Annotated in this window: 14 protein-coding genes; 9 read left to right on the forward strand and 5 right to left on the reverse strand. The window is 72.8% G+C overall.

Annotated features, from left to right (window positions below; translation table 11 throughout):
* Positions 1 to 7: 7 nt before the first annotated feature.
* Positions 8 to 1,489, forward strand: a complete 1,482-nt coding sequence (locus FJ091_11095; GenBank protein ID MBM4383902.1) for an AAA family ATPase — start codon at positions 8 to 10, stop codon at positions 1,487 to 1,489.
* Between the two features lie 5 nt (positions 1,490 to 1,494).
* The gene (locus FJ091_11100; protein ID MBM4383903.1) at positions 1,495 to 3,969 is read left to right on the forward strand and encodes a rhomboid family intramembrane serine protease; all 2,475 of its coding nucleotides are present in this window, start codon (positions 1,495 to 1,497) and stop codon (positions 3,967 to 3,969) included.
* A gap of 42 nt (positions 3,970 to 4,011) precedes the next feature.
* Here FJ091_11100 and FJ091_11105 read toward each other — a convergent pair whose 3' ends face one another.
* Positions 4,012 to 4,728: a gamma-glutamyl-gamma-aminobutyrate hydrolase family protein gene (locus FJ091_11105; protein MBM4383904.1), complete on the reverse strand. Its 717-nt coding sequence runs from the start codon at positions 4,726 to 4,728 to the stop codon at positions 4,012 to 4,014.
* Positions 4,729 to 4,922: 194 nt separating this feature from the next.
* Here FJ091_11105 and FJ091_11110 point away from each other — a divergent pair, with 194 nt between their 5' ends.
* From FJ091_11110 to FJ091_11140, 7 genes are all read left to right on the forward strand, one after another.
* Positions 4,923 to 5,402 carry a peroxiredoxin gene (locus tag FJ091_11110; protein MBM4383905.1) on the forward strand — a complete coding sequence of 160 codons (480 nt, stop codon included), beginning with the start codon at positions 4,923 to 4,925 and terminating at the stop codon, positions 5,400 to 5,402.
* 46 nt (positions 5,403 to 5,448) lie between these two features.
* Positions 5,449 to 5,949, forward strand: coding sequence for a hypothetical protein (locus FJ091_11115; protein ID MBM4383906.1), 501 nt, complete (start codon positions 5,449 to 5,451; stop codon positions 5,947 to 5,949).
* Positions 5,939 to 6,991, forward strand: coding sequence for a hypothetical protein (locus FJ091_11120; GenBank protein MBM4383907.1), 1,053 nt, complete (start codon positions 5,939 to 5,941; stop codon positions 6,989 to 6,991). Before FJ091_11115 ends, FJ091_11120 begins: the two co-directional genes overlap by 11 nt.
* Before the next feature lie 13 nt (positions 6,992 to 7,004).
* Positions 7,005 to 7,385, forward strand: coding sequence for a PPOX class F420-dependent oxidoreductase (locus tag FJ091_11125; protein MBM4383908.1), 381 nt, complete (start codon positions 7,005 to 7,007; stop codon positions 7,383 to 7,385).
* A 3-nt stretch (positions 7,386 to 7,388) separates the two neighbouring features.
* The gene (locus FJ091_11130; GenBank protein MBM4383909.1) at positions 7,389 to 8,279 is read left to right on the forward strand and encodes a 3-keto-5-aminohexanoate cleavage protein; all 891 of its coding nucleotides are present in this window, start codon (positions 7,389 to 7,391) and stop codon (positions 8,277 to 8,279) included.
* Positions 8,280 to 8,367: 88 nt separating this feature from the next.
* Complete coding sequence (locus FJ091_11135) at positions 8,368 to 11,574, forward strand: PD-(D/E)XK nuclease family protein (GenBank protein MBM4383910.1); 3,207 nt, start codon at positions 8,368 to 8,370, stop codon at positions 11,572 to 11,574.
* Positions 11,571 to 15,158, forward strand: coding sequence for a UvrD-helicase domain-containing protein (locus tag FJ091_11140; GenBank protein MBM4383911.1), 3,588 nt, complete (start codon positions 11,571 to 11,573; stop codon positions 15,156 to 15,158). The genes FJ091_11135 and FJ091_11140 overlap by 4 nt, the downstream gene beginning before the upstream one ends.
* Here FJ091_11140 and FJ091_11145 read toward each other — a convergent pair.
* The 4 genes from FJ091_11145 to FJ091_11160 all read right to left on the reverse strand — a co-directional run bounded on the left by FJ091_11145 (position 15,145) and on the right by FJ091_11160 (position 18,136).
* Complete coding sequence (locus FJ091_11145; GenBank protein MBM4383912.1) at positions 15,145 to 15,606, reverse strand: hypothetical protein; 462 nt, start codon at positions 15,604 to 15,606, stop codon at positions 15,145 to 15,147. The genes FJ091_11140 and FJ091_11145 overlap by 14 nt on opposite strands.
* A gap of 72 nt (positions 15,607 to 15,678) precedes the next feature.
* Entirely contained in the window at positions 15,679 to 16,677 is a 999-nt protein-coding gene (locus tag FJ091_11150) for an AAA family ATPase (GenBank protein MBM4383913.1), read from the reverse strand.
* Entirely contained in the window at positions 16,674 to 17,360 is a 687-nt protein-coding gene (locus tag FJ091_11155) for a nicotinamide mononucleotide transporter (GenBank protein ID MBM4383914.1), read from the reverse strand. The genes FJ091_11150 and FJ091_11155 overlap by 4 nt, the downstream gene beginning before the upstream one ends.
* A 293-nt stretch (positions 17,361 to 17,653) precedes the next feature.
* Complete coding sequence (locus tag FJ091_11160) at positions 17,654 to 18,136, reverse strand: YfcE family phosphodiesterase (protein ID MBM4383915.1); 483 nt, start codon at positions 18,134 to 18,136, stop codon at positions 17,654 to 17,656.
* Positions 18,137 to 18,148 lie beyond the last annotated feature (12 nt).

Consider the following 18,148-nt stretch of genomic DNA (forward strand, 5'->3'; position numbering starts at 1 on the left):
AGCGACGATGAGCCGAGCCGTCGACAAGGAACTCTCGCTCTTGCTTCGCGCGGGCTACAAGCTCGTGGCGCTGGAGTCGTTCGAGGAGGACCGCGCAGTTCGCGCGGCGACGCGCGCTGCCGAATCGTGCGAGCGCGCGTTCCACGCCTGGTCGCTCGCGGCGGGGCTCGACGGCAAAGGCGAAGGCGCGGGCAGCCTCGACGCGGGCGTGCTCGCGCTCGAAGCGCTCGAGAAGCCCGCGGTGATCGCGCTGCTCGACGCGCACACGCTCTTCGGCAACGTGCTCGGGCTGCGCCGGCTGCGCGATGCGCTCGCGCGCCTCGGCCAGCGCCGCCAGACCCTCGTGCTGATCGCGCCGCTGATCGAACTGCCGCTCGAGCTCGAGCGCGAAGCGGGGCGTCTGACGCTTCCGCTGCCGACGGGCCCCGAGTTGCACGCGCTGTTCGAGCGGGTGCTCGCGAGCACGCCGAACGCGAAGGCTTCGCCCGACGTGCTCGCGGACTGCGTGCGCGGCGCGCTCGGGCTCACGGGCAACGAGGCGGTGCGCGTGTTCCGCAAGGCGCTGCTCGCGACGGGCGCGGAGGGCGACGCGATGGTCGCCGCGATCGTGCGCGACAAGCAGAAGGCGCTGCGCCGCACGCCGGCACTCAGCTTCCACGACGCGAGCGACGACCTCTCCGGCATCGGCGGCCTCGGCGAGCTGAAGCGCTGGCTGCGCGAGCGCCGCCGCGCGTTCGGCGACGAGGCGCGCAAGTTCGGGTTGCCCGCGCCGCGCGGCCTCTTGTTGTTGGGCGTGCAGGGCTGCGGCAAGTCGCTGTGCGCGAAGGCCGTCGCGCGCGAGTGGCGCTTCCCGCTGCTGCGCCTCGATCTCGCCTCGGCGTTCGGCGACCCCACCAAGTCGCCCGAGCTCACCATGCGCGAGGCGATGGCCGTCGCGGAGTCGCTCGCGCCGGCCGTGCTGTGGATCGACGAGATCGAGAAGGGCTTCGCGGCGACGGACCGCGACCCGCGCGCGAGCCGCGTGCTCGGCGCGTTCCTCACCTGGCTCGCGGAGAAGCAGGCCCCCGTGTTCGTGGTCGCGACGGCCAACGACGTCACGGCGCTGCCGCCCGAGTTGTTACGGCGCGGGCGCTTCGACGAGCTGTTCTTCGTGGACCTGCCGAGCGAGGACGAGCGCGTCGAGATCCTCACGATCCACCTGCGCAAGCACGGGCGCGATCCGCTCCAGTTCCCGCTGGCGCAGCTCGCGGCGAACGCGAGCCGCCTCTCCGGCGCCGAGCTCGAGCAGGTCGTCGCGGCCGCGCTGAACACCGCCTTCTCCGAGCGCCGCGAGCTCGGCGAGAACGATCTCGCCAACGCGATCCAGGAGACGGTTCCGCTCTACGAGACCTACGAGGAGCGCATCAAGGAGCTGCGCGACTGGGCGCGCACTCGCGCGCGCCCGGCAACCGTGGACGGGCGCATCGCCGGCCTGTTCCGCACGCGCTGACCGCCATGAAGCGGAGGGGCGCAGAGCAGCTGCGCATCTTCCACGCGGTCGTGAGCGCCGCGCTATGCGGAGCCGCGCTCGTGGGCTTCCTGGTCGCCAGCCTGCTCGGTTCGCAGTTGGTCTCGGAGCGCGACAGCGCGCAGGCCCAGGCAACGAGTTATTACGCCACCCACCCGTATCTGGAAGCGCCGTTCGAGATCATGCTCGGCGTCGAGGAAGGCGAAGGGTCGGAGATCGACTTCGAGGCGCTCGCGAGTGCCGACACGACGGCGGAGCAGGCCGAGCTCGATGCGCTCATCGCGGCGTGGCGCGCAGCCGAGGCCGAGACGCCCGCGCACCGCTTCGGCATCGCGGCGGGCCGAACGAGCGTGCTCGGCGCGCTGCTGCACGCCCTCGTACACGCGGGTTGGCTTCACTTGTTGTGGAACATCGGCCTGCTCGTCTCGGCCGGCGCGCGACTCGAGCTGCGCCTCGGTCGTGCGCACTACGGCGCCGTGCTCGGCGGCTCCGCCGTCGCGGGCGCGCTCGCGCACCTCGCGCTCGCCGGCGGAGAGTCGGCGCCCTTCGTCGGTCTCTCGGCCGCGACGGCCGGCATCGTCGGCGCCTTCGCGATGCGCCCCGGCGACACGAGCCGCGACCCGCTCGAGTTTGCGGCGGGGAAGAAGCAGCGCTCGCCGATTCGCATGGCCGCTGCGTTCGGCGTGATCGCGCTCGGCGTCTGCACGCTCACCGGCTTCTCCGCCTCGAGCTTCTCGCCTCTCGCGCAGCTCGGCGGCTTGGGCGCCGGTGCGGTCGCGATGCTCGGCTTCGCGCGGCTCGGCTGGCTGCGCGACGAAGCTGCGGCGCCGGCACCGGAAGTCGCCCAGGCGATCGCTCAACTGAAGAGCGGCGCCGCGCCCGCTGCGCTCCAGTTGTTACGGGCTCGCCTCGCGGCGCAGGCGGACGATGCGCTCGCCGCGCGCGCGTTCGGCGTGGCGCTGCGCGGGCGCGAAGATGCGCGCGAAGAGATCGAGCGCGCTTGGACCGCCGCGGTCGACGCGAAGCAGCCGGCGGTGGCCGCTGCGCTTTGGCGCGAGGCCGGCATGCGCGGCGAGTTGCCTCGCGCTGCGAGCGAACGGTTGCAGGCGTTCGCGAAGTGGCGCCGCGCCGACGGAGCCGTTGGCGAAGCGCGCGTGGCGCTGGTGGCGGCGCTCGCCGAAGCGGACGCCGCGACGGCGGGGCGCATCGCCCGCGAGGCGCGCCGCAGCGATCCGGTGCTCACGCTGCGAGCCGCCGAGCGCGCGCTGAGCCTCGACTCGCTCTCCGCTGCGGATCGCGGCGTGATGAGCGACTTCGCGGAGCAAGCGCGCAAGGAGGCGGCCAACAACGGAGTGGTCGTGCTCGACGACGCGCGCGAGGCGCAGCGAGCGAGCTCCGCAACAAAGCCAACGCGACCGCCGCAGCGCCCGGCGCCAATCGAGTTGACACGCGATGACGCCGCGGCCGAGAGCGCGGCGCCTCCGCTCGACGGGCTGTTCAGCGACGCCGACGCGCTCATCGACTCTTCAGCCGAGCCCGAAGTGGCAGCGGAGAACACCCAGCCGGAATACGACGCGAACGCCGCGTTCTTCGAGCGCGGCGCGATCGACCTTGCCCCCGAGTTGCCGCCGGCGGAGATGCCCGAGCCTGCGGGCGAGGGCGACGCCGCGCTGATCGATGCGCTCCATGCGGCGCTCAGCGACGACGCGGACCTCAGCGCGGCGCCCGGCGCGCTCGACGCCGACGTGCGCGAGCCCTCGGCGTCCGGCGCGCCGCTGGAGCTGGGCGAGGCGGGCAACGACCTCGCCGCTGCCGAATCACGCGCCGAGATGCTTGACGTTCAGCCTCCCCGCCTTTCCTTCGCGCCACAGCGATCCGCGTTCGAGGCGTCCGGCCCGGTCCCGATCGTCGCCCTCAGCGTCGAGCCGCAACCGGCGAGTGTTCCGCCGCCGAGCGCCGACGAGCTCGCGTTGAGCGACGCGCTGGACGACTTGTTCGAAGACGAGAAGCCCGAGCCCACGGCGCCGAAGCTGCGCCCGCTGCGCATCACGACCGCGAAACCGCTCCGACTCGACGCGGACGCGATTGCGCTCGACATCGAGGGACGCGGTCGCGGCAAGCTCGCGTTCGCGAAGATCGACGCGGTGTCGGCGGCCGGCGTGAAAGGGCTCACGCAGAGCGGCAAGGCCGTGCTGTTCATCGACCTCGCGCTCGGCTTCGCGAGCGGCGGCGAGGGGGAGCTGCGCGTCGTGCGGCTGCGCGCGGATGCGTTCGATCCGCGCACGCTGGTGCCGGACGAGAAGTCGCCGCTCGCCGCGCTGCGCAAGCTGATCGCCGAGCTGCGCGCGCGCACGCGGGCGATTCCGCTGCCGCGCGACGCCGAGCCGAGCGCGCCGTTCCGCATCTACGCCGATCTCGCGAGCTACGAGCGCGAGGTGCTCGGGGCGCAGCGACCGAGCTGAGGCCCCGCCGCGACCTGCGCGGCGCGGGGGCATTGAAGTTGCCTAGTTGCGGAATGTCCCGGCAGCAGCCGCTGCCACGAACGCGCCGTACACGCAGCGCACGTGCGCCGCGTCCATGTCTTCGGGGTGCCACTGCACACCCAGCGCGAAGGCGGCGCCGGGCGCGGACTCGATCGCCTCGATCACACCGTCGGGGCTGTGCGCGCTCGCGACGAGGCCGTCACCCGGCGTCGCGACGCCTTGGTGGTGCCGGCTGTTCACCGCGATTTCCCGTGCGCCGCCGAACGCCGCGGCGAGCCGCGAGCCGGGTGCGAGCGCGAGTGGGTGGCGCTCGTGCGCGGCGAGCTTGTGCGCCCGCGCGCCGGCCACTTCGTGCGCGATGTCGAACACGAGCGATCCGCCACGCGCCAGCGCGAGCAGCTGCATGCCGTAACAAATGCCGAGCACGGGCAGGCCGCGCGCGAGCGCGCCGCGCACGAGCGCGAGGTCGCGCGCGATCTGCTCGGGCGCCGCCGGGCGGAACGGGACGTGCGGGGGGTAGGGCGCGGGCGGGAGGAAGTCGTCGCCGCCGGGAATCACGAGCGCAGCGAGGCCCACGATCACGGCATCTGCGCTCGCTTCGCTGCTCGCGCCGACGTGGAGCGCGCTGCCGCCCGCCGCCTCGACGGCCGCGGCATAGGCAGCATCCGCGAACCAGGTGCGCCGGCCGGCGCGCAGCTGCGCGTCGAGCGAGAGCGCGATGCCGATGCGAGGGCGCACGGCGGCGACGGTAGCCGCACGCGAGATCGCGGCGTTTGCGTCAGACGCCGGCGCCGCGATCTGCCCGAATCGCGGCTTCCGCGTCTGACGCTGGCACCGCGATTCGCCCGATTGCGTGCGCATCCGCCCGCTCACGTCCGGCGCGATGGGGTTATGCTGCGCGCCTTTCCCACTCTTGGAGAAATGGAGAGCACATGGCGATCAAGGTTGGTGACAAGATCCCGTCGGCGAAGGTGAAGGTCGTGACGCCGGATGGCGCGAAGGACGCCGACGCGGCGCAGCTGCTCGGTGGCCCGAAAGTGGTCGTGTTCGCGGTTCCGGGGGCGTTCACGCCGCTTTGCTCCGCACAGCACCTGCCGGGCTTCGTGAACAATGCGGCCGCGTTCAAGGCCAAGGGCGCGCAGGTGTTCTGCCTGTCGGTCAACGACGGCTGGGTGATGGGCGCCTGGGGCAAGGACAAGAACGTGGGCGACTCGGTCACGCTCGTGGCCGACGGCAGCGCCAACTTCACGAACGCGATGGGCCTCGCGATGGACGGCTCGGGCTTCGGTCTCGGCACGCGCTCGCAGCGCTACGCGTTCGTCGCCGAGAACGGCGTGATCAAGCACCTCGCCGTCGAGGCGCCGATGAAGTTCGAGGTCTCGAGCGCGGAAGCCGTGCTCAAGGCGCTCTAGCAAGCGCGGTGCGCGCAGCGAGCGGCAGGCGAGCGGAGATCGATCAGTGGCCTCGATGCCCGTCGTGGCTGCGCGCGAGGCGTCGCCCGTGAGGGTGGGCTGGACGTATCCGCCCACGCTCACGCTCGGCGAAGCCCGCGCGCTCTACTTCGAGCGCGCGGGCTTCGACGAGCGCAGCTACACGGATCGCTGGGTCGCGCTCCGCGTGTTCGGCCGCCCGCTGCTGGGCTTCCCGAACACGCGCGCCCGCGTGCGCGCGGTGCGCCTGCACGATCTCCACCACGTGCTCACCGGCTACGACACGAGCTGGGCGGGAGAGGGCGAGATCGGCGCCTGGGAGCTGGCCTCGAACTGCCGCGATCACTACGCGGCTTGGTGGCTCAACTTCTCCGCCGCGCTGATCGGGCTCTGCATCGCACCGCGCCGCGTCGTCGCCGCGTTCCGCCGCGGCCGGCGCGAGCGCAACCTCTACGACACCGCGTTCTCCGAGGCGCTGCTCGCGGAGCGCGTCGGCTCGCTGCGCGCGAGGCTCGGCATTGCGCAGTAGCAGCGCGCAGCTTCGCCTCGCCTGCGCGGCGCTCGCCGCGATCGCGGGTGTCGCGTGCGGCGACGGCCCGCCTCCGATCAGCGAGTGCGTCCCGGCGGGCGATCTCACGCCGCATTGCCGCTTCCAGAATCCCGAAGATCTCGCCGTCGTCGGGGACTGGCTGCTCGTGAGCCAAATGGTCGCAGGCGACAAGCCGGGCAGCCTCGTCGCGTTCCGTCCGAGTGACGGCGCGCTGCGCACGCTCTACCCGCTCGAGGGCGACGCCACGCCGCAGGGCGAGTGCGCCGCCGGGCTCGCGCCGCCGGCCGCCGACTTCGCGCCGCACGGCATCGACCTCGCCGGCACGACACTGCTCGTGATCAACCACGGCAGCCGCGAGGCCGTGGAGGAGTTCACGCTCAGCGCCGACGCCGAGGGGCCGACGCTCGCATGGCAGCGCTGCACGGAGCTGCCCGAGGACGCGAGCGCGAACGACGTCGCCGCGCTCAACAGCGGCGGCTTCGTCGCGACGAAGATGCTCGAGCGCCCGCAACTGCTCGGCGTCGTGAAGCTGCTGTTCGGTGCGAACACGGGCGTGCTGCTCCGCCACCTGCCCGCGACCACGGGCTGGGAGGTCGTGCCCAACACCGAGGGTCGCGCGCCGAACGGCGTCGAGGAGGCGCCCGACGGCACGCTGTTCATCGCGGAGTGGTCGGCGCGGCGGCTCGTGCGCGTCGCGCCCGACGGCAGCGCGCGCAGCGAGGTGCCGCTCGACTTCGCGCCGGACAATCTCGCGTGGGCGAGCGATGGCCGCCTGCTCGTCGCTGGCCAGCGCGCGACGCCGCTGCAGATGCCGCGCTGCGCGTCGCTCGAAACCGGCGCATGCTCGCTCGCCTCGGTGGTGGTCGCGCTCGATCCGACCACGCTCGCCGTGACGAAGCTCGTCGACGACGACCCCGCGGCAACGATCGGCGCCGCTTCGATCGCCGTCGAGTACGACGGCGCGCTTTGGATCGGCACGTTCGCGGGCGACCGCATCGTCCGGCGCGAAGGCGTCGACTAGCCAGGAGAACCGAGTGTCCGACTTGAAGCGCGAGCAGTACGTGAGCCTCGGCACCTTCCGCAAGAACGGGAAGGAAGTGCTCACGCCCGTCTGGTTCGCTCACGACGCGAAGAACCCGAAGCTGCTGTGGGTCTACACGAACGCGACGATGGGGAAGGTGAAGCGCATTCGGAACAACGGGCGCGCGCGCGTGGCGGCGTGCGATGCGCGCGGGAAGCTGAAGGGCGAGTTCGTCGACGCGAAGGCGCGCATGGTCGCCGAGGGCGAGCGCGAGTGGCAGCAAGGCTGGGACGCGCTGCACGCGAAGTACTGGCTGCTGAGCGTGGGCCTGTTCGTGTCGCGCTTCACCGGGCGATACAAGCAGCGCGCGCTCGTCGCGGTAGAGCTGGCGTAGCGAGTGGCGACCGCGGGCTTCGGCAAAGTCATCGTCGAAGTCCGCGCGAACGAGTACACGAGCCGGCGCGCGAATCCGCACGTGCCGTTCTCGGCGGAAGAACTCGGGGCGGACGCGGCGGCGTGTCGGGAAGCGGGCGCCGCGATCTACCACTTCCACGCGCGCGAGCCGAAGACGGGCGCGCCGGCCTACGACGTCGCGACCTACGGCGCCGCGGTGCGCGCGATCCGCGCAGCCGGCGACCTGCTGATCAACCCGACGCTCGGCGCGAACACCGTGCCCGATCCCAAGAAGCGCGCGGCGATCATCCCCGCGCTCGCGCGCGATCCTGCGACGCGCCCCGACCTCGCGCCGGTCGACCTCGCGAGCATCAACGTCGACCCGTGGGATCCAGCGACGAAGCGCTTTCTGGTCGAGGACATGGTCTACGCCACCTCGGTCGCCGGCCTGCGCGAGATCGCTGCGACGATTCGCGGCGCGGGGGTGTTGCCGCAGGCGGTGCTCTGGAACATCGGCAGCGCACGCCTGCTCGGGGCTTTCGTCGAGATGGGCGTGCTCGCAGCGCCCGTCTGCGCGCAGGCGATCCTCTCGAGCTCGCTGCTGTCCACCCATCCCGCCACGGTGCGCGGCCTGACCGCGCTGCTCGACTTCGTGCCCACCCGCGCGCCGATCTTTTGCACGATCGGCAACGGCGGCGGAAACCTCTTGCCGCTCGTCGCGGCCGCGCTCGAGCGCGGCGCTCACGTCGCGATCGGGCTCGGCGACTACGCCTATCCGGAGCTCGGCGCACCGACGAACGCCGAGCTCGTGCGCGAAGTCGCCCGCATCGCGCGCGGCTGCGGCCGCGAGCTCGCGACGCCCGCGGAGGTGCGCGGTCTGCTCGGCGTCGCGTAGTCGACGCAAGCTCGCGGTTGGGGTCGGGCCCAGGAGTGGGCGGGAGTTGTGACCGCATCCGTCATGGCGGCGGGATACGTTGCCGCGCGTGACGCAGGGCAGCCTCGACTTCGGCGCGGGATCGGTGAGCTCGGCAGGCGACGAGCGCGTGCTGATTGCGCCAGGCCCGCGCGCGGCGGAGGCGCTGCTGCTGCGCGCGATCGCGGCAGACGCGGCGGACGTGCGCCGCGATCCGAGTCGGCTCGCGACGCCGCTGCGCGTGATCGTGCCGTCGCGCAGCCTGCGCGAGCACGTGGCCGCGCGCATCGCGCAGGAGCACGGCGCGGCGGCGGGCGTGGTGGTGCAGACGCTGCGTGGCTGTGCGCGCGAGCTGCTCCGTCGCGCGCGAGAGCCGGACGTGGGGCGCGCGGGGGATCTCTTGCTGCCGCTGATCGTGCGCAGGCACGCGAAGGAGCTCCCGGCGTTGCTCGATGTGCTCGGCGCGCTCGACGAGGGCTACTCCGCGGTCGTCGAGACCGTGCGCGATCTCCTCGACGCCGGGCTCGACGAGACGAACGCCGGCGCCGCCGAAGACGCCCTGGCCGAGCTCCCGAGCGACGCGCAGACGGAGCGCGCGCGCGCGATCGTCGGACTCGCGCTGCGCGCGCGTGCGGAGCTCAGCGCGCTCGGGCTGCCGCCGCCCGCGGCGCTGTTCGTGCGCGCGACGGAAGCACTCGAGCGCGACGCGCGAATCGCGCACGCGCGCGCGCTGTTCGTGCACGGCTACGCCGACATCACCGGCGTTCAGCTCGCCCTCGTGAAGCAACTCGTTGCGCTGGCAGACGCGCGTGTGGTGATCGATCACCCCCCGGATCCCACCGGCGCGGGCGGGGTGGGCGCCTTCACGGCGCGCCTGCGCGAGCGGCTGAGTGCGCCGCGGCCGCCAGCGGAGCCCGCAAGGCTCCCGGCGCCTCCGGATTTGTTGCGCGCGCCGGGCGCCCACGCGGAGGTGCGCGCCGTGGCAGAACGCATCCGCAAGCTGCTCGATGCGGGAATGCGCCCGGAGTCGATCGCCGTGGTGGCGCGAAATCTTCAGCCGCTGCGCTTCGCGATTGCCACCCACTTCCGGCGACTCGGAGTTCCGTTCAGCGGCGGTCCGGGATTTCTCGATCCGGCGGGTCGCCGCCTCCGCGCGTTGCTTGCGCTCCTCGAACAGGGCGCGCGCGCGACGGCCGACCGCTGGCTCGACGCCGCGAACTTGCGACGCGGCGCTCAGCTCGACCTCGCGGATCTTCGGCTCGCACTACACACGCTCGGTCGCGGCCGGCTCGGCGAGGTCGCGGCGCTGGACGCGGACGCGGCGCTGGACGGTCGCGCGCGGTATCGGCTGCCGGTGCGCGTTCGCCTGGCGGGGGAGAGCGCAGACGACGCCGCTCGCAGCGACTCCGTGGCGCCTCGGCAGGCGGGAGTCGCGCGCGCGGAGCGGCGCAGTGTTTCGCGCGAGTCGCTCGTGTGGGCGCGGGGCGATGCGGAGGCGACCCTGGCGGCGCTCGCGCAGCAGGAGCGAGCCTCGACGCTCGCGGATCACGCGCGCGCGCTGCGCGAGCTCACGCACGGCGCGCTGCGCTGGGCGCGCGACACGGCGGGCTGCGCGGCGCTCGACGCCGCGCTCGCTGGCCTCGCGCGCGAGATTCCAGCTTCGTTCGCGCTGAGCGCGGGCGAGTTCCGTCTGCTGCTGGAGCGCACGCTGCGCGACGTCGGTATCGCGGCGCTCGGCGGCCGTGGCGGCGGCGTTCAGGTGCTGAGCGCGACCGCCGCGCGCGCGCGCACGTTCTCGCAGCTGTTCGTGATTGGCCTCGAGCGCGACGTGTTTCCGCGCGTCGTCAGCGAGGATCCGTTGCTGCCCGATCGCTTGCGACGCCAGCTCGAAGCGGTGCTTCTGGACATCCCGATCAAGGCCCGCGGCTATGCCGAGGAGCGCTTCTTGTTCGCGCAGCTTTGCGCCGCGGCGGACCGCGTGCAGCTGTCGTGGCAGGCGACGAGCGACGACGGAAAGGAGCGCGCGGTCTCTCCGCTCGTACAGCGCTTGCGCGTCGCGCACGAGATGCGCGACGAAGCGCCCGTCGCGCCGCTCGTGTGGGACGCACACGAAACGCCGAGACCCGCGCACGAGCACGCGGTGCGCGCAGGTCTCGCGCGCGACGAGGATGCAGCCGTGCACGCGACGGCGCAGGCGCTCGCGCCGTTGTTAGGGAGCGGAGCGGAGGCTGCCGCGCGCTCGCGCGCCGCTTCGCTCTCGTTCCGCGACGACTGGCGGCCGCCGAGCGTGCTCGGCCCGCACCTCGGGCAGATCGGCGATGCGCTCGCCACCACGCGCGAGCTGTCGGTCACGCGCCTCGAGGCGATCGCTCGCTGCCCGTGGCGAGCCTTTCTCGAGAAGCTGCTCGGCCTGCAGCCGCCGCCCGACGCGCTCGCGGCGCTGCCCGAGCTCAGTCCGCTCCTCGTCGGGAATGCCGTGCACGGAGCGCTCGAAGAGATCGTGCGGCGCGCCGGCGTGAAGGTCGGTGTGCCGCTCGCAGAGGCGCTCGCGGAAGCCCCGGCGGAAGTGCGCTGGCCGCCACCGGAGGAACTGGCCGCGATCGTTGGCCAAGCGGCGCGCGCTGCCGCGGGCGACGACGGCATCCTGATGCCGGGCTTCGCCGAGCTGCTCGCTCGCCGCGCGCACGCGTACTTGGAGCGAGTGCAGCGGATCGACTGGCCGAGCGGGCTGCGCAGCGGCGTGCGCGGCGCAGAAGTCGAGTGCGCGCTCGACCTCGCGATCCCGCGCGACGAGCCGCTTCGCGTCACGTGTCGCGCGGATCGCGTCGACCAGACGGAGGAAGGACTCGCGCTCACCGACTACAAGACGGGCAAGCCGATCTCGGACGCGAAGACCGCGAAGACGCGCGCGGCCCACTTCCTCGAGCAAGTCGTCGCGGGCAAGAAGCTGCAGGCGGTCGCATACGCCGCGGCTTCGCCCGCTCCGGCGGCGGGGCGATACCTGTTCGCGAAGCCCGATCTCGAGGCGGAGCTCGCCGTCGTGCGCGCGCCGAGCGGGGACGCGCCGCTGCGGGCAGCGTTCGTCGAAGCGGTCGAGCACGCAGTGCACGCATGGCGCAGCGGCGAGCTCACGCCGGACCTCGTCGGCGAAGAGCCCGACAGCGAGGGTGAGAGCTGCAAGTTCTGCGACGTGTCCGAGGCGTGCTGGAAGGGCGACGCCGGTGCGAAGCGAAGGCTCGCGGCGTGGCGCGCGCAGCGTGCGGGAGCGCGCCCGTGAGGATCCCGCTCGTCGACGACGGCGCTCGGCTGCTCGCGCAGACCTGCTTCGACAAGCCGGTGCTGCTCGAAGCCGGCGCGGGTACCGGCAAGACCGCCGCGCTCGTCGCGCGCGTGGTGGTGTGGTCGCTCGGACCAGGCTGGGAGTTGGCCGCGCGTGACGATGCGAGCCCGCACGACACGGCTGCCTCGGTGCTCTCGGGCGTCGTCGCCATCACGTTCACCGAGGCCGCAGCGGCGGAGATGGCAACGCGCATCGCGGCCGACCTCGCGTTGATCGCGCGCGCCGAGACGCCCGAGGCGTACTTCAGCGACGCGCCGCTGCCGCCCGAGAGCGAGCGAGCGCTGCGTGCGAAGGCGCTGATCGGCGCGCTCGATCACCTCACGGTGCGCACGATTCACGCGTTCTGTCGTCGCCTACTCGCGGCGCATCCGCTCGAGGCGGGCTTGCACCCGGAGCTCGAGGTCGATGCAGACGCCGTGCGCGTCGACGCGATCGCGCGGGATGCGATCGAGGCGCGCGTCGCGCGTAGTCTCAGCGCTGTCCTCGACGCAGATCTCGCCGCACTCGCCGACGCCGGCATCGGGCCGAGCGCGCTCCACGAGGCGCTGGTGCAGCTGCTTGCCGAGGGCGCGAGGCCGGAGGACTTCGCGGAGGAGCTGCTCGGGCCGCGCGCGACGAGCGAGTTCGCGCGCGAGATCGCTTCGCTCGCGCAGCGCATCCTCGCGATCGAGGCCGGTGGCCTCGCGGGCTCGCGGGCGTCCACGAGCGCCGCCGCGTGCGAACAGCTGCGCGGCCTCGTGCGCGATCTCGCGGCGCTGCGCGAGCGAGACATCGCGCTCGCCGAGCTGGCGCCGCTTTGCGCGCGCGACTGGAGCAGCACTGCGAGCAAGCTCACGACGTGGGCGCGCGGGGACGATTTTGGCGCCGCGGAGACGGAGTGCTTCGGCGATCGCGCGCCCGAGGTGGCGGAGTGCTCGCGCCGGCTGCGCGACGGCCTGCGCCAGCTCGCTGACATGAACCCGCCCGCTCTTGCCGCTGCGCGGCGCCTCGTCGAAGAGCTCCTCGACGAGTGCCAGCTGCGGCTGCGCGCGGCCGGCATCGCGACGTTCGGCGCCCTGCTGCGCGACGCCCACGCGCTCGTTCGCGCGCGGCCCGAAGTCGCAGCGCGCGTACGCCGCGACATTCGGCAGCTGCTCGTCGACGAGTTCCAAGACACGGACGCGCTGCAGTGCGAGCTGATCGAAACGATCGCGTTCGAGGGCGAAGCGAGGCCGGCGCTGTTCCTCGTCGGCGATCCCAAGCAGTCGATCTACGGCTGGCGGAATGCGGACCTCGCGGCCTACGAGCGCATGCGCCAGCGCGTGCGGGACGCGGGCGGGGCGGTCGAGCAGCTCGTGGTGAACCGCCGGTCGACCCAGGCGGTGCTCGACGAAGTCGGCCGGCTCGTGGCGCCCGTGATGATCGAGACGCCCGAGCTGCAGCCGTCCTACGAGCCGCTGCAGCTCCACCCCAGGCGCGCGCCGCCTCGGCCGCTCGCCGATGGTCAGGCCGCGATCGAGCATTGGCTCAGCTTTGCGCGTGCGGCGGACGGCTCGATCGAGAACAGGGTTCTCGTCGGGCGCGCAAGTCGGCTCGAGGCGGAAGCACTGGCGCGCGACCTGCTGCGGCTGCGCGCGCACGGTGCTGCGCTCGGCAAGGTCGCCGTGCTGATGCGCAACACGACCGGCTTCGAGCCCGTGCTGAGCGCGCTGCGGCGTGCTGGCGTTGCGTTCGTCGTCGAGCGTGAGACGAAGCACGGCGAGCGCCGCGAGCTGGTCGAGGCGCGCGCATTCCTGCGCTGCGTGCTCGACCCGCACGATCAGCTCGCGCTCGTCGCGGCGTTGCGCGCGCCCGCGGTCGGTGTGCCCGACGCTGCGCTCGTGCCGCTGTGGCGGCGCGATTTCCCGAAGCTCGCGGCCGAGCTCGGCGGCGACGACGGAGAGCGCCTCGCCAGCCTCGAGCGGGTCGTGCAGGAGACCGCGGCCGCGATGCCGGCGGTACCCGGTGCCGAGCTGCTAGCGGGCTTTGCGCCGGGGCTGATTGCCTTCCTGCGCGGGCTCGCCGAGCTGCGCCGCTGCTTCGCGACCGCATCGCCCGAGCGCTTCGTCGAGCGCCTGCGCGAGGTGTGGCTGCTCGAAGCCGCCGAAGCTTCTCGCTTCCTCGGCGCGCATCGAGTCGCGAGCGTCGACCGGCTGCTGCGCGATCTCGTCGCCGCGCTCGAAGACGCCGATGGCTCTGCGGCTGGCTTGCTCGCCGCGCTGCACCGCTCGGGCACGATCGCGCGCGAGCATGAAGAGGGGCGTCCGCGCGCGATCGCCGACGACGCCGTGCAGGTGATGACCATCCACCGCGCCAAGGGCCTCGAGTTCGATCACGTGTACCTGTTGCAGGGGCATCGCGAAGACCCGAACGCGCCGGACCGCGAGACGCGCGTGCATCGCGGCCGCGGACGGCGTGCGTTCGAGCTGCTCGGCATGCCCTCGCCAAGCGCCTGGCAGGCGCGCATCGACCAGACCGTGCTCGAGAAGCACGAGCGCGTGCGCCTGCTCTACGTGGCGGCGACGCGCGCGCGGGAACGACTGGTCGTGGGCTGGTCGCGGCGGCCGGGCAACGCGCCGGAGCCGGAGGCGGCGCGCTCGTTCGCGGATCTGCTCACGAATCGCGGGGATCCGCGCCGGCGCGCGCAGGCGGCGATCGACGCGGGGGGCGCCGTGCGCGACGAGCACGGCGCGCTCTGGCGCGCGCTCGACTGGCAGGAGGCGCCAGCGCTTCCGCGCGCGGCGGGCTCGAGCGGCGCGCTCGAGGTCGCGCGCATCGATGCGGACGTGGAGCGGCTGCGAGCCGCGCGCGAAGTGGCGGAACGCGCGGAGTCGCGCCCTTGGCACTTGGCGGCGTCGGAGCTCGCGCACACGACCGAGCTGCGAGAGGGCGAAGACGCGCGCGGCGAGGACGCCGCCGAGGAGCCCACTACGCGTCGCGCGCCGGACGCGCCCGACCGCGCGCGCCGCATCGCGATGGCCGCCGGCACCGCCGTGCACGCTGCGCTCGAGCACGCGAGCTTCGACGCGAGCGGGAGCGATCTGCGCAGCCACGGCGAAGCCGCGATCGAGGGGGCGCTCGCAAGCGTCGAGCCTGCGGACGAGCGCGCTGAAGCCGCGCAGCGCGCGCGCGCGATCTGGGCGCGCGCCTGCGCGGGCAGGCTGCTCGCGAAGCTGCGCGCGCTCGAGCCGAGCATCGTCGCGCGCGAGCTGCCCGTGCTGCTCGCGCCGAGCGCACTGCCTGCGAGCGACGACGCGCCCGTGGGCTTCGTGTCGGGCGCGATCGACCTCTTGTATCGGGACGAGGGCGGCCAGTACGTCGTCGCGGACTACAAGACCGACGAAGCGGAGAGCGAGGTGAAGCTCGCCGAGCTCGCGGCGAAGTACGCGCCCCAAGGCGCGGCCTACACGCGCGCGGTCCAGCTCGCACTCGGCCTAACAACCGCGCCGCGTTTCGAGCTGTGGTTCCTGCAGGCGGGCGAGGTGCGCGCTACGGGCGCGTGAGCTCGCGGCGGATGCGGGCGCGGAGGAGCGGGACGTCGCCGTTGAGCTTCTCGCTGTAACGCGGCGCATCGACGAACATGTAGACGAGCATCGCGAGACCCAAGCCCGAGAAGAGCAGCGCCGGCGCGAGATCGTCGATCAAGAGCCAGCAGAGCGGCGTCCACAAACACAAGAACGCCACCGGCCAGTGGGGTTTCCCGCCTATCGGGCGCGGCTCGTAGCTGCCGACCAAGCGCGGGCCGTCTGTGGAGTCCACGAACTGCCCACAGAAGCGTGCGATGTGTTGACCCTCGCCATCGTAGGCGCCCGACGAGAACGAGAGCGAAACTTGCTCGGGCGAGACCACTCCGTAGAGCACTCGCTGCTCGAGCGGGAGGAACCATTCGACCTTCCAGTCGAGTGGCCGAGTGACGCGCTGCAGACGCTCCATCGCGACCTCGATGGTCACATCGAGGTCGATCGATTCGTCGCAGCATCTCCCAACGCGCTCGTACCCAAGCGATCGCTTCTCCGAGAGGCCTCACGCCGCAGCTCCCGGCTTCCAGCGCGACCCCGCGAACAGCTCCTCAATCGCGCGCAGCGCCTCGTGCTCGCGCGCTTCGAGGCTGCCGCGCAGCACGCGCCACGGCACAGGCTGGGCGCGCAGCGCGTCCTCGAACCAGCGGTGCATGTCGTGGCGAATCGCTTCGCCGTCGCGGATGCCGTCTTGCGCGAACGGGATCTCGTCGCCGGTGAGCAGGTAGAGGTCGCAGCGATCGCGCGCGGCGATCGCGCCCGTCTCGGCGTCGTGCGCGCCCATGTAGCGGCGGTGCCAGAGCGCGGTCGCGAACGCGTTCGTGTCGCACACGAGCACGCGGTTCGCTGCGCGCGCGGCGGCATTCTCTTGGCGTTGCTGCTCCGCCGCGATCTCCACGAACTCGCTCGAACGCCACTCCGTGTCGCCGCGGCCGTACTTCACGAGCGTGAACTCGCGCCCGTACTCGGGAACCCACGATGTCGCGAGCCGCTGCGCGAGGCGCTCCGCGAGGGTGGTCTTGCCGGTGGACTCGGCGCCGACCAGCACGACGCGCTTCGCGTACCAGCCGCGCACCGGCGGCGCGAGAAACTCCCAGCTCGCGAACGGGTCGGCGCGCACCGCCGCGCCCGAGATCGGGACGCGCGCACGCGAGGGGTCGACCGCGACGTGCGCGCACGCGATCTCGCGCGCCCAGCGTTCGCCGTACGCCTCCGAGGTGAATGCGGCGTCGGGCTTCGCGCCGGGCCAGTCGATCGTCAGGCGCGCCCACAGCGCGGAGTCGTCGGGGTCGTACGCGTCGTCGATGCGCCGCACGTGCGCCCGCGGATGCGCCTCGCGCAGCCACGCCGCGCGCAGCTCGCCGGGAATCCCGTCGCCCTCGCGCTCGCACACGATCACGGTGACGTGCGCACACTGCGCGAGCGCCGTCTCGATCACGAGCGTGTGGCCCGCGTGCGGCGGCAGGAACTTGCCCACCACGACGCCGCTCGCGAAGCGCGTCACGCGCCCGCTCCGGCGCGGTGCGCGCGCAGCCAATCGCGCAGGCCGACGATGCACATCGCGAGGAAGATCGCGTAGAGCACGGCCGTGAGGTGAAGGCCGCGGCTCACGTAGAGCGGCACGTAGATCACGTCGGCGAGGATCCAGAGCCCCCAGTTTTCGAGGCGCTTTCTACCGAGCAGGTACTGCGCGGCGAGGCTGATCGCGGTGGTGAGCGCGTCGAGCAGCGGCGCCGCGCCGTTCGCGGCGATCAGCACTTCGCGCAAGCCGAGCGTCGCGAGCGGCACGCCCGCGAGCACGAGCCCGACCTCCCAGCGCGCCATGCGCGTCACGGCGAGCGGCGCTGCGCCGCGGCGCGCGAACCACTTCCACCACCCGTAACAACCGAGCGCGAAGAACACGGCCTGCAGGGCCATGTCGGCGTAGAGGCGCGCCTCGAAGAACACCGCGAAGTAGAGCGCGTTGTTCGCGAGCCCGAGCGGCCAGCTGAGGATGTGCTGCCGCACCGCGAGCCACACGCACGCGCCGCCGCTGATGAAGCCGAGCGTCTCGGTCCAGGTGAAGGGGGCGAGCTGCGTGGCGGTGGCGAGCAGGAGGGCGAGCGAGGCGACAGCGAGGACGGCGAGCTCGAGGGGGGCGATCCGCGCGTCCGCGCGCCGAGTTGCCGTGCGCCCGGCTTCACTCATCTCAGCCTCGCAGGAACGAGCGGGCGACGAGGCCGCAGAGAGCCCTCGTGGCGCATGCGCACTCGCGACGCCTCATCCCCCACGCCCCGGCGGGTGCGCACAGGATCATGGCAAAGATGAGGCCGGTCCCCGCCGAGTCCCGCTCCCCCTCCAACCACCACGCGATCGCCGCGAGCGCAGTGGCAGTCCAAACGAAGTCGAGCGCGCGAAGGGCGCGCGAACGCCGCGCGGGCATTGCGCCGCACACGCAGTAGATGACGCGTTCTGGTCGCGAGCATTGCGGCCCTCGCTCGTCAGAACTTCAGCAGCTCCACCTCGAGCTTCGCGAGGTCGACCACGCCGACCGCGTTGTGGCCTTCGAGGAAGCCCGCGCACTCGCCCGGGTTGAAGAGCAGTGCGCCGCCGCGGCGCTCGAGCACGAGGCGATGGTTGTGGCCGTGCAGCACGAGGTCGTGGGCGGCGAGCAGCGCGTCGTCGATGTGGTCGGGGTTGTGGATCACGCCGATGCGGCGGCTGGCGGCCTCGAAGGAGAGGTGGCCCTCGACGAGCTGCATGGCGAACCGCGCTGCAACCGGCGCGATCGCCTCGCGCTCGTCGTTGTTCCCGTACACGCCGACGAGCGGCGCGTTCAGCCGCGCGAGCACTTCGAGGGTCTTCGCCTGCGTGATGTCGCCGGTGTGCACCACGCGCTCGACGCGCGCGGCGTTCACGAGCTCCACGATGCGCGTCACGTTGCGCAGGTTGTTATGGGTGTCGCTCACGACCGCGATGCGCACGCGCTCTCTCCG

The organism is Deltaproteobacteria bacterium (assembly GCA_016875395.1).
Lineage (GTDB): Bacteria > Myxococcota_A > UBA9160 > UBA9160 > UBA6930 > VGRF01.

Bases quoted from the DNA above. Each gene is read 5' to 3' on its own strand.
- FJ091_11100 (MBM4383903.1), top strand. From the start codon at position 1,495: ATGAAGCGGAGGGGCGCAGAGCAGCTGCGCATCTTCCACGCGGTCGTG.
- FJ091_11110 (MBM4383905.1), top strand. From the start codon at position 4,923: ATGGCGATCAAGGTTGGTGACAAGATCCCGTCGGCGAAGGTGAAGGTC.
- FJ091_11155 (MBM4383914.1), bottom strand. From the start codon at position 17,360: ATGAGTGAAGCCGGGCGCACGGCAACTCGGCGCGCGGACGCGCGGATC.
- FJ091_11095 (MBM4383902.1), top strand. From the start codon at position 8: ATGAGCCGAGCCGTCGACAAGGAACTCTCGCTCTTGCTTCGCGCGGGC.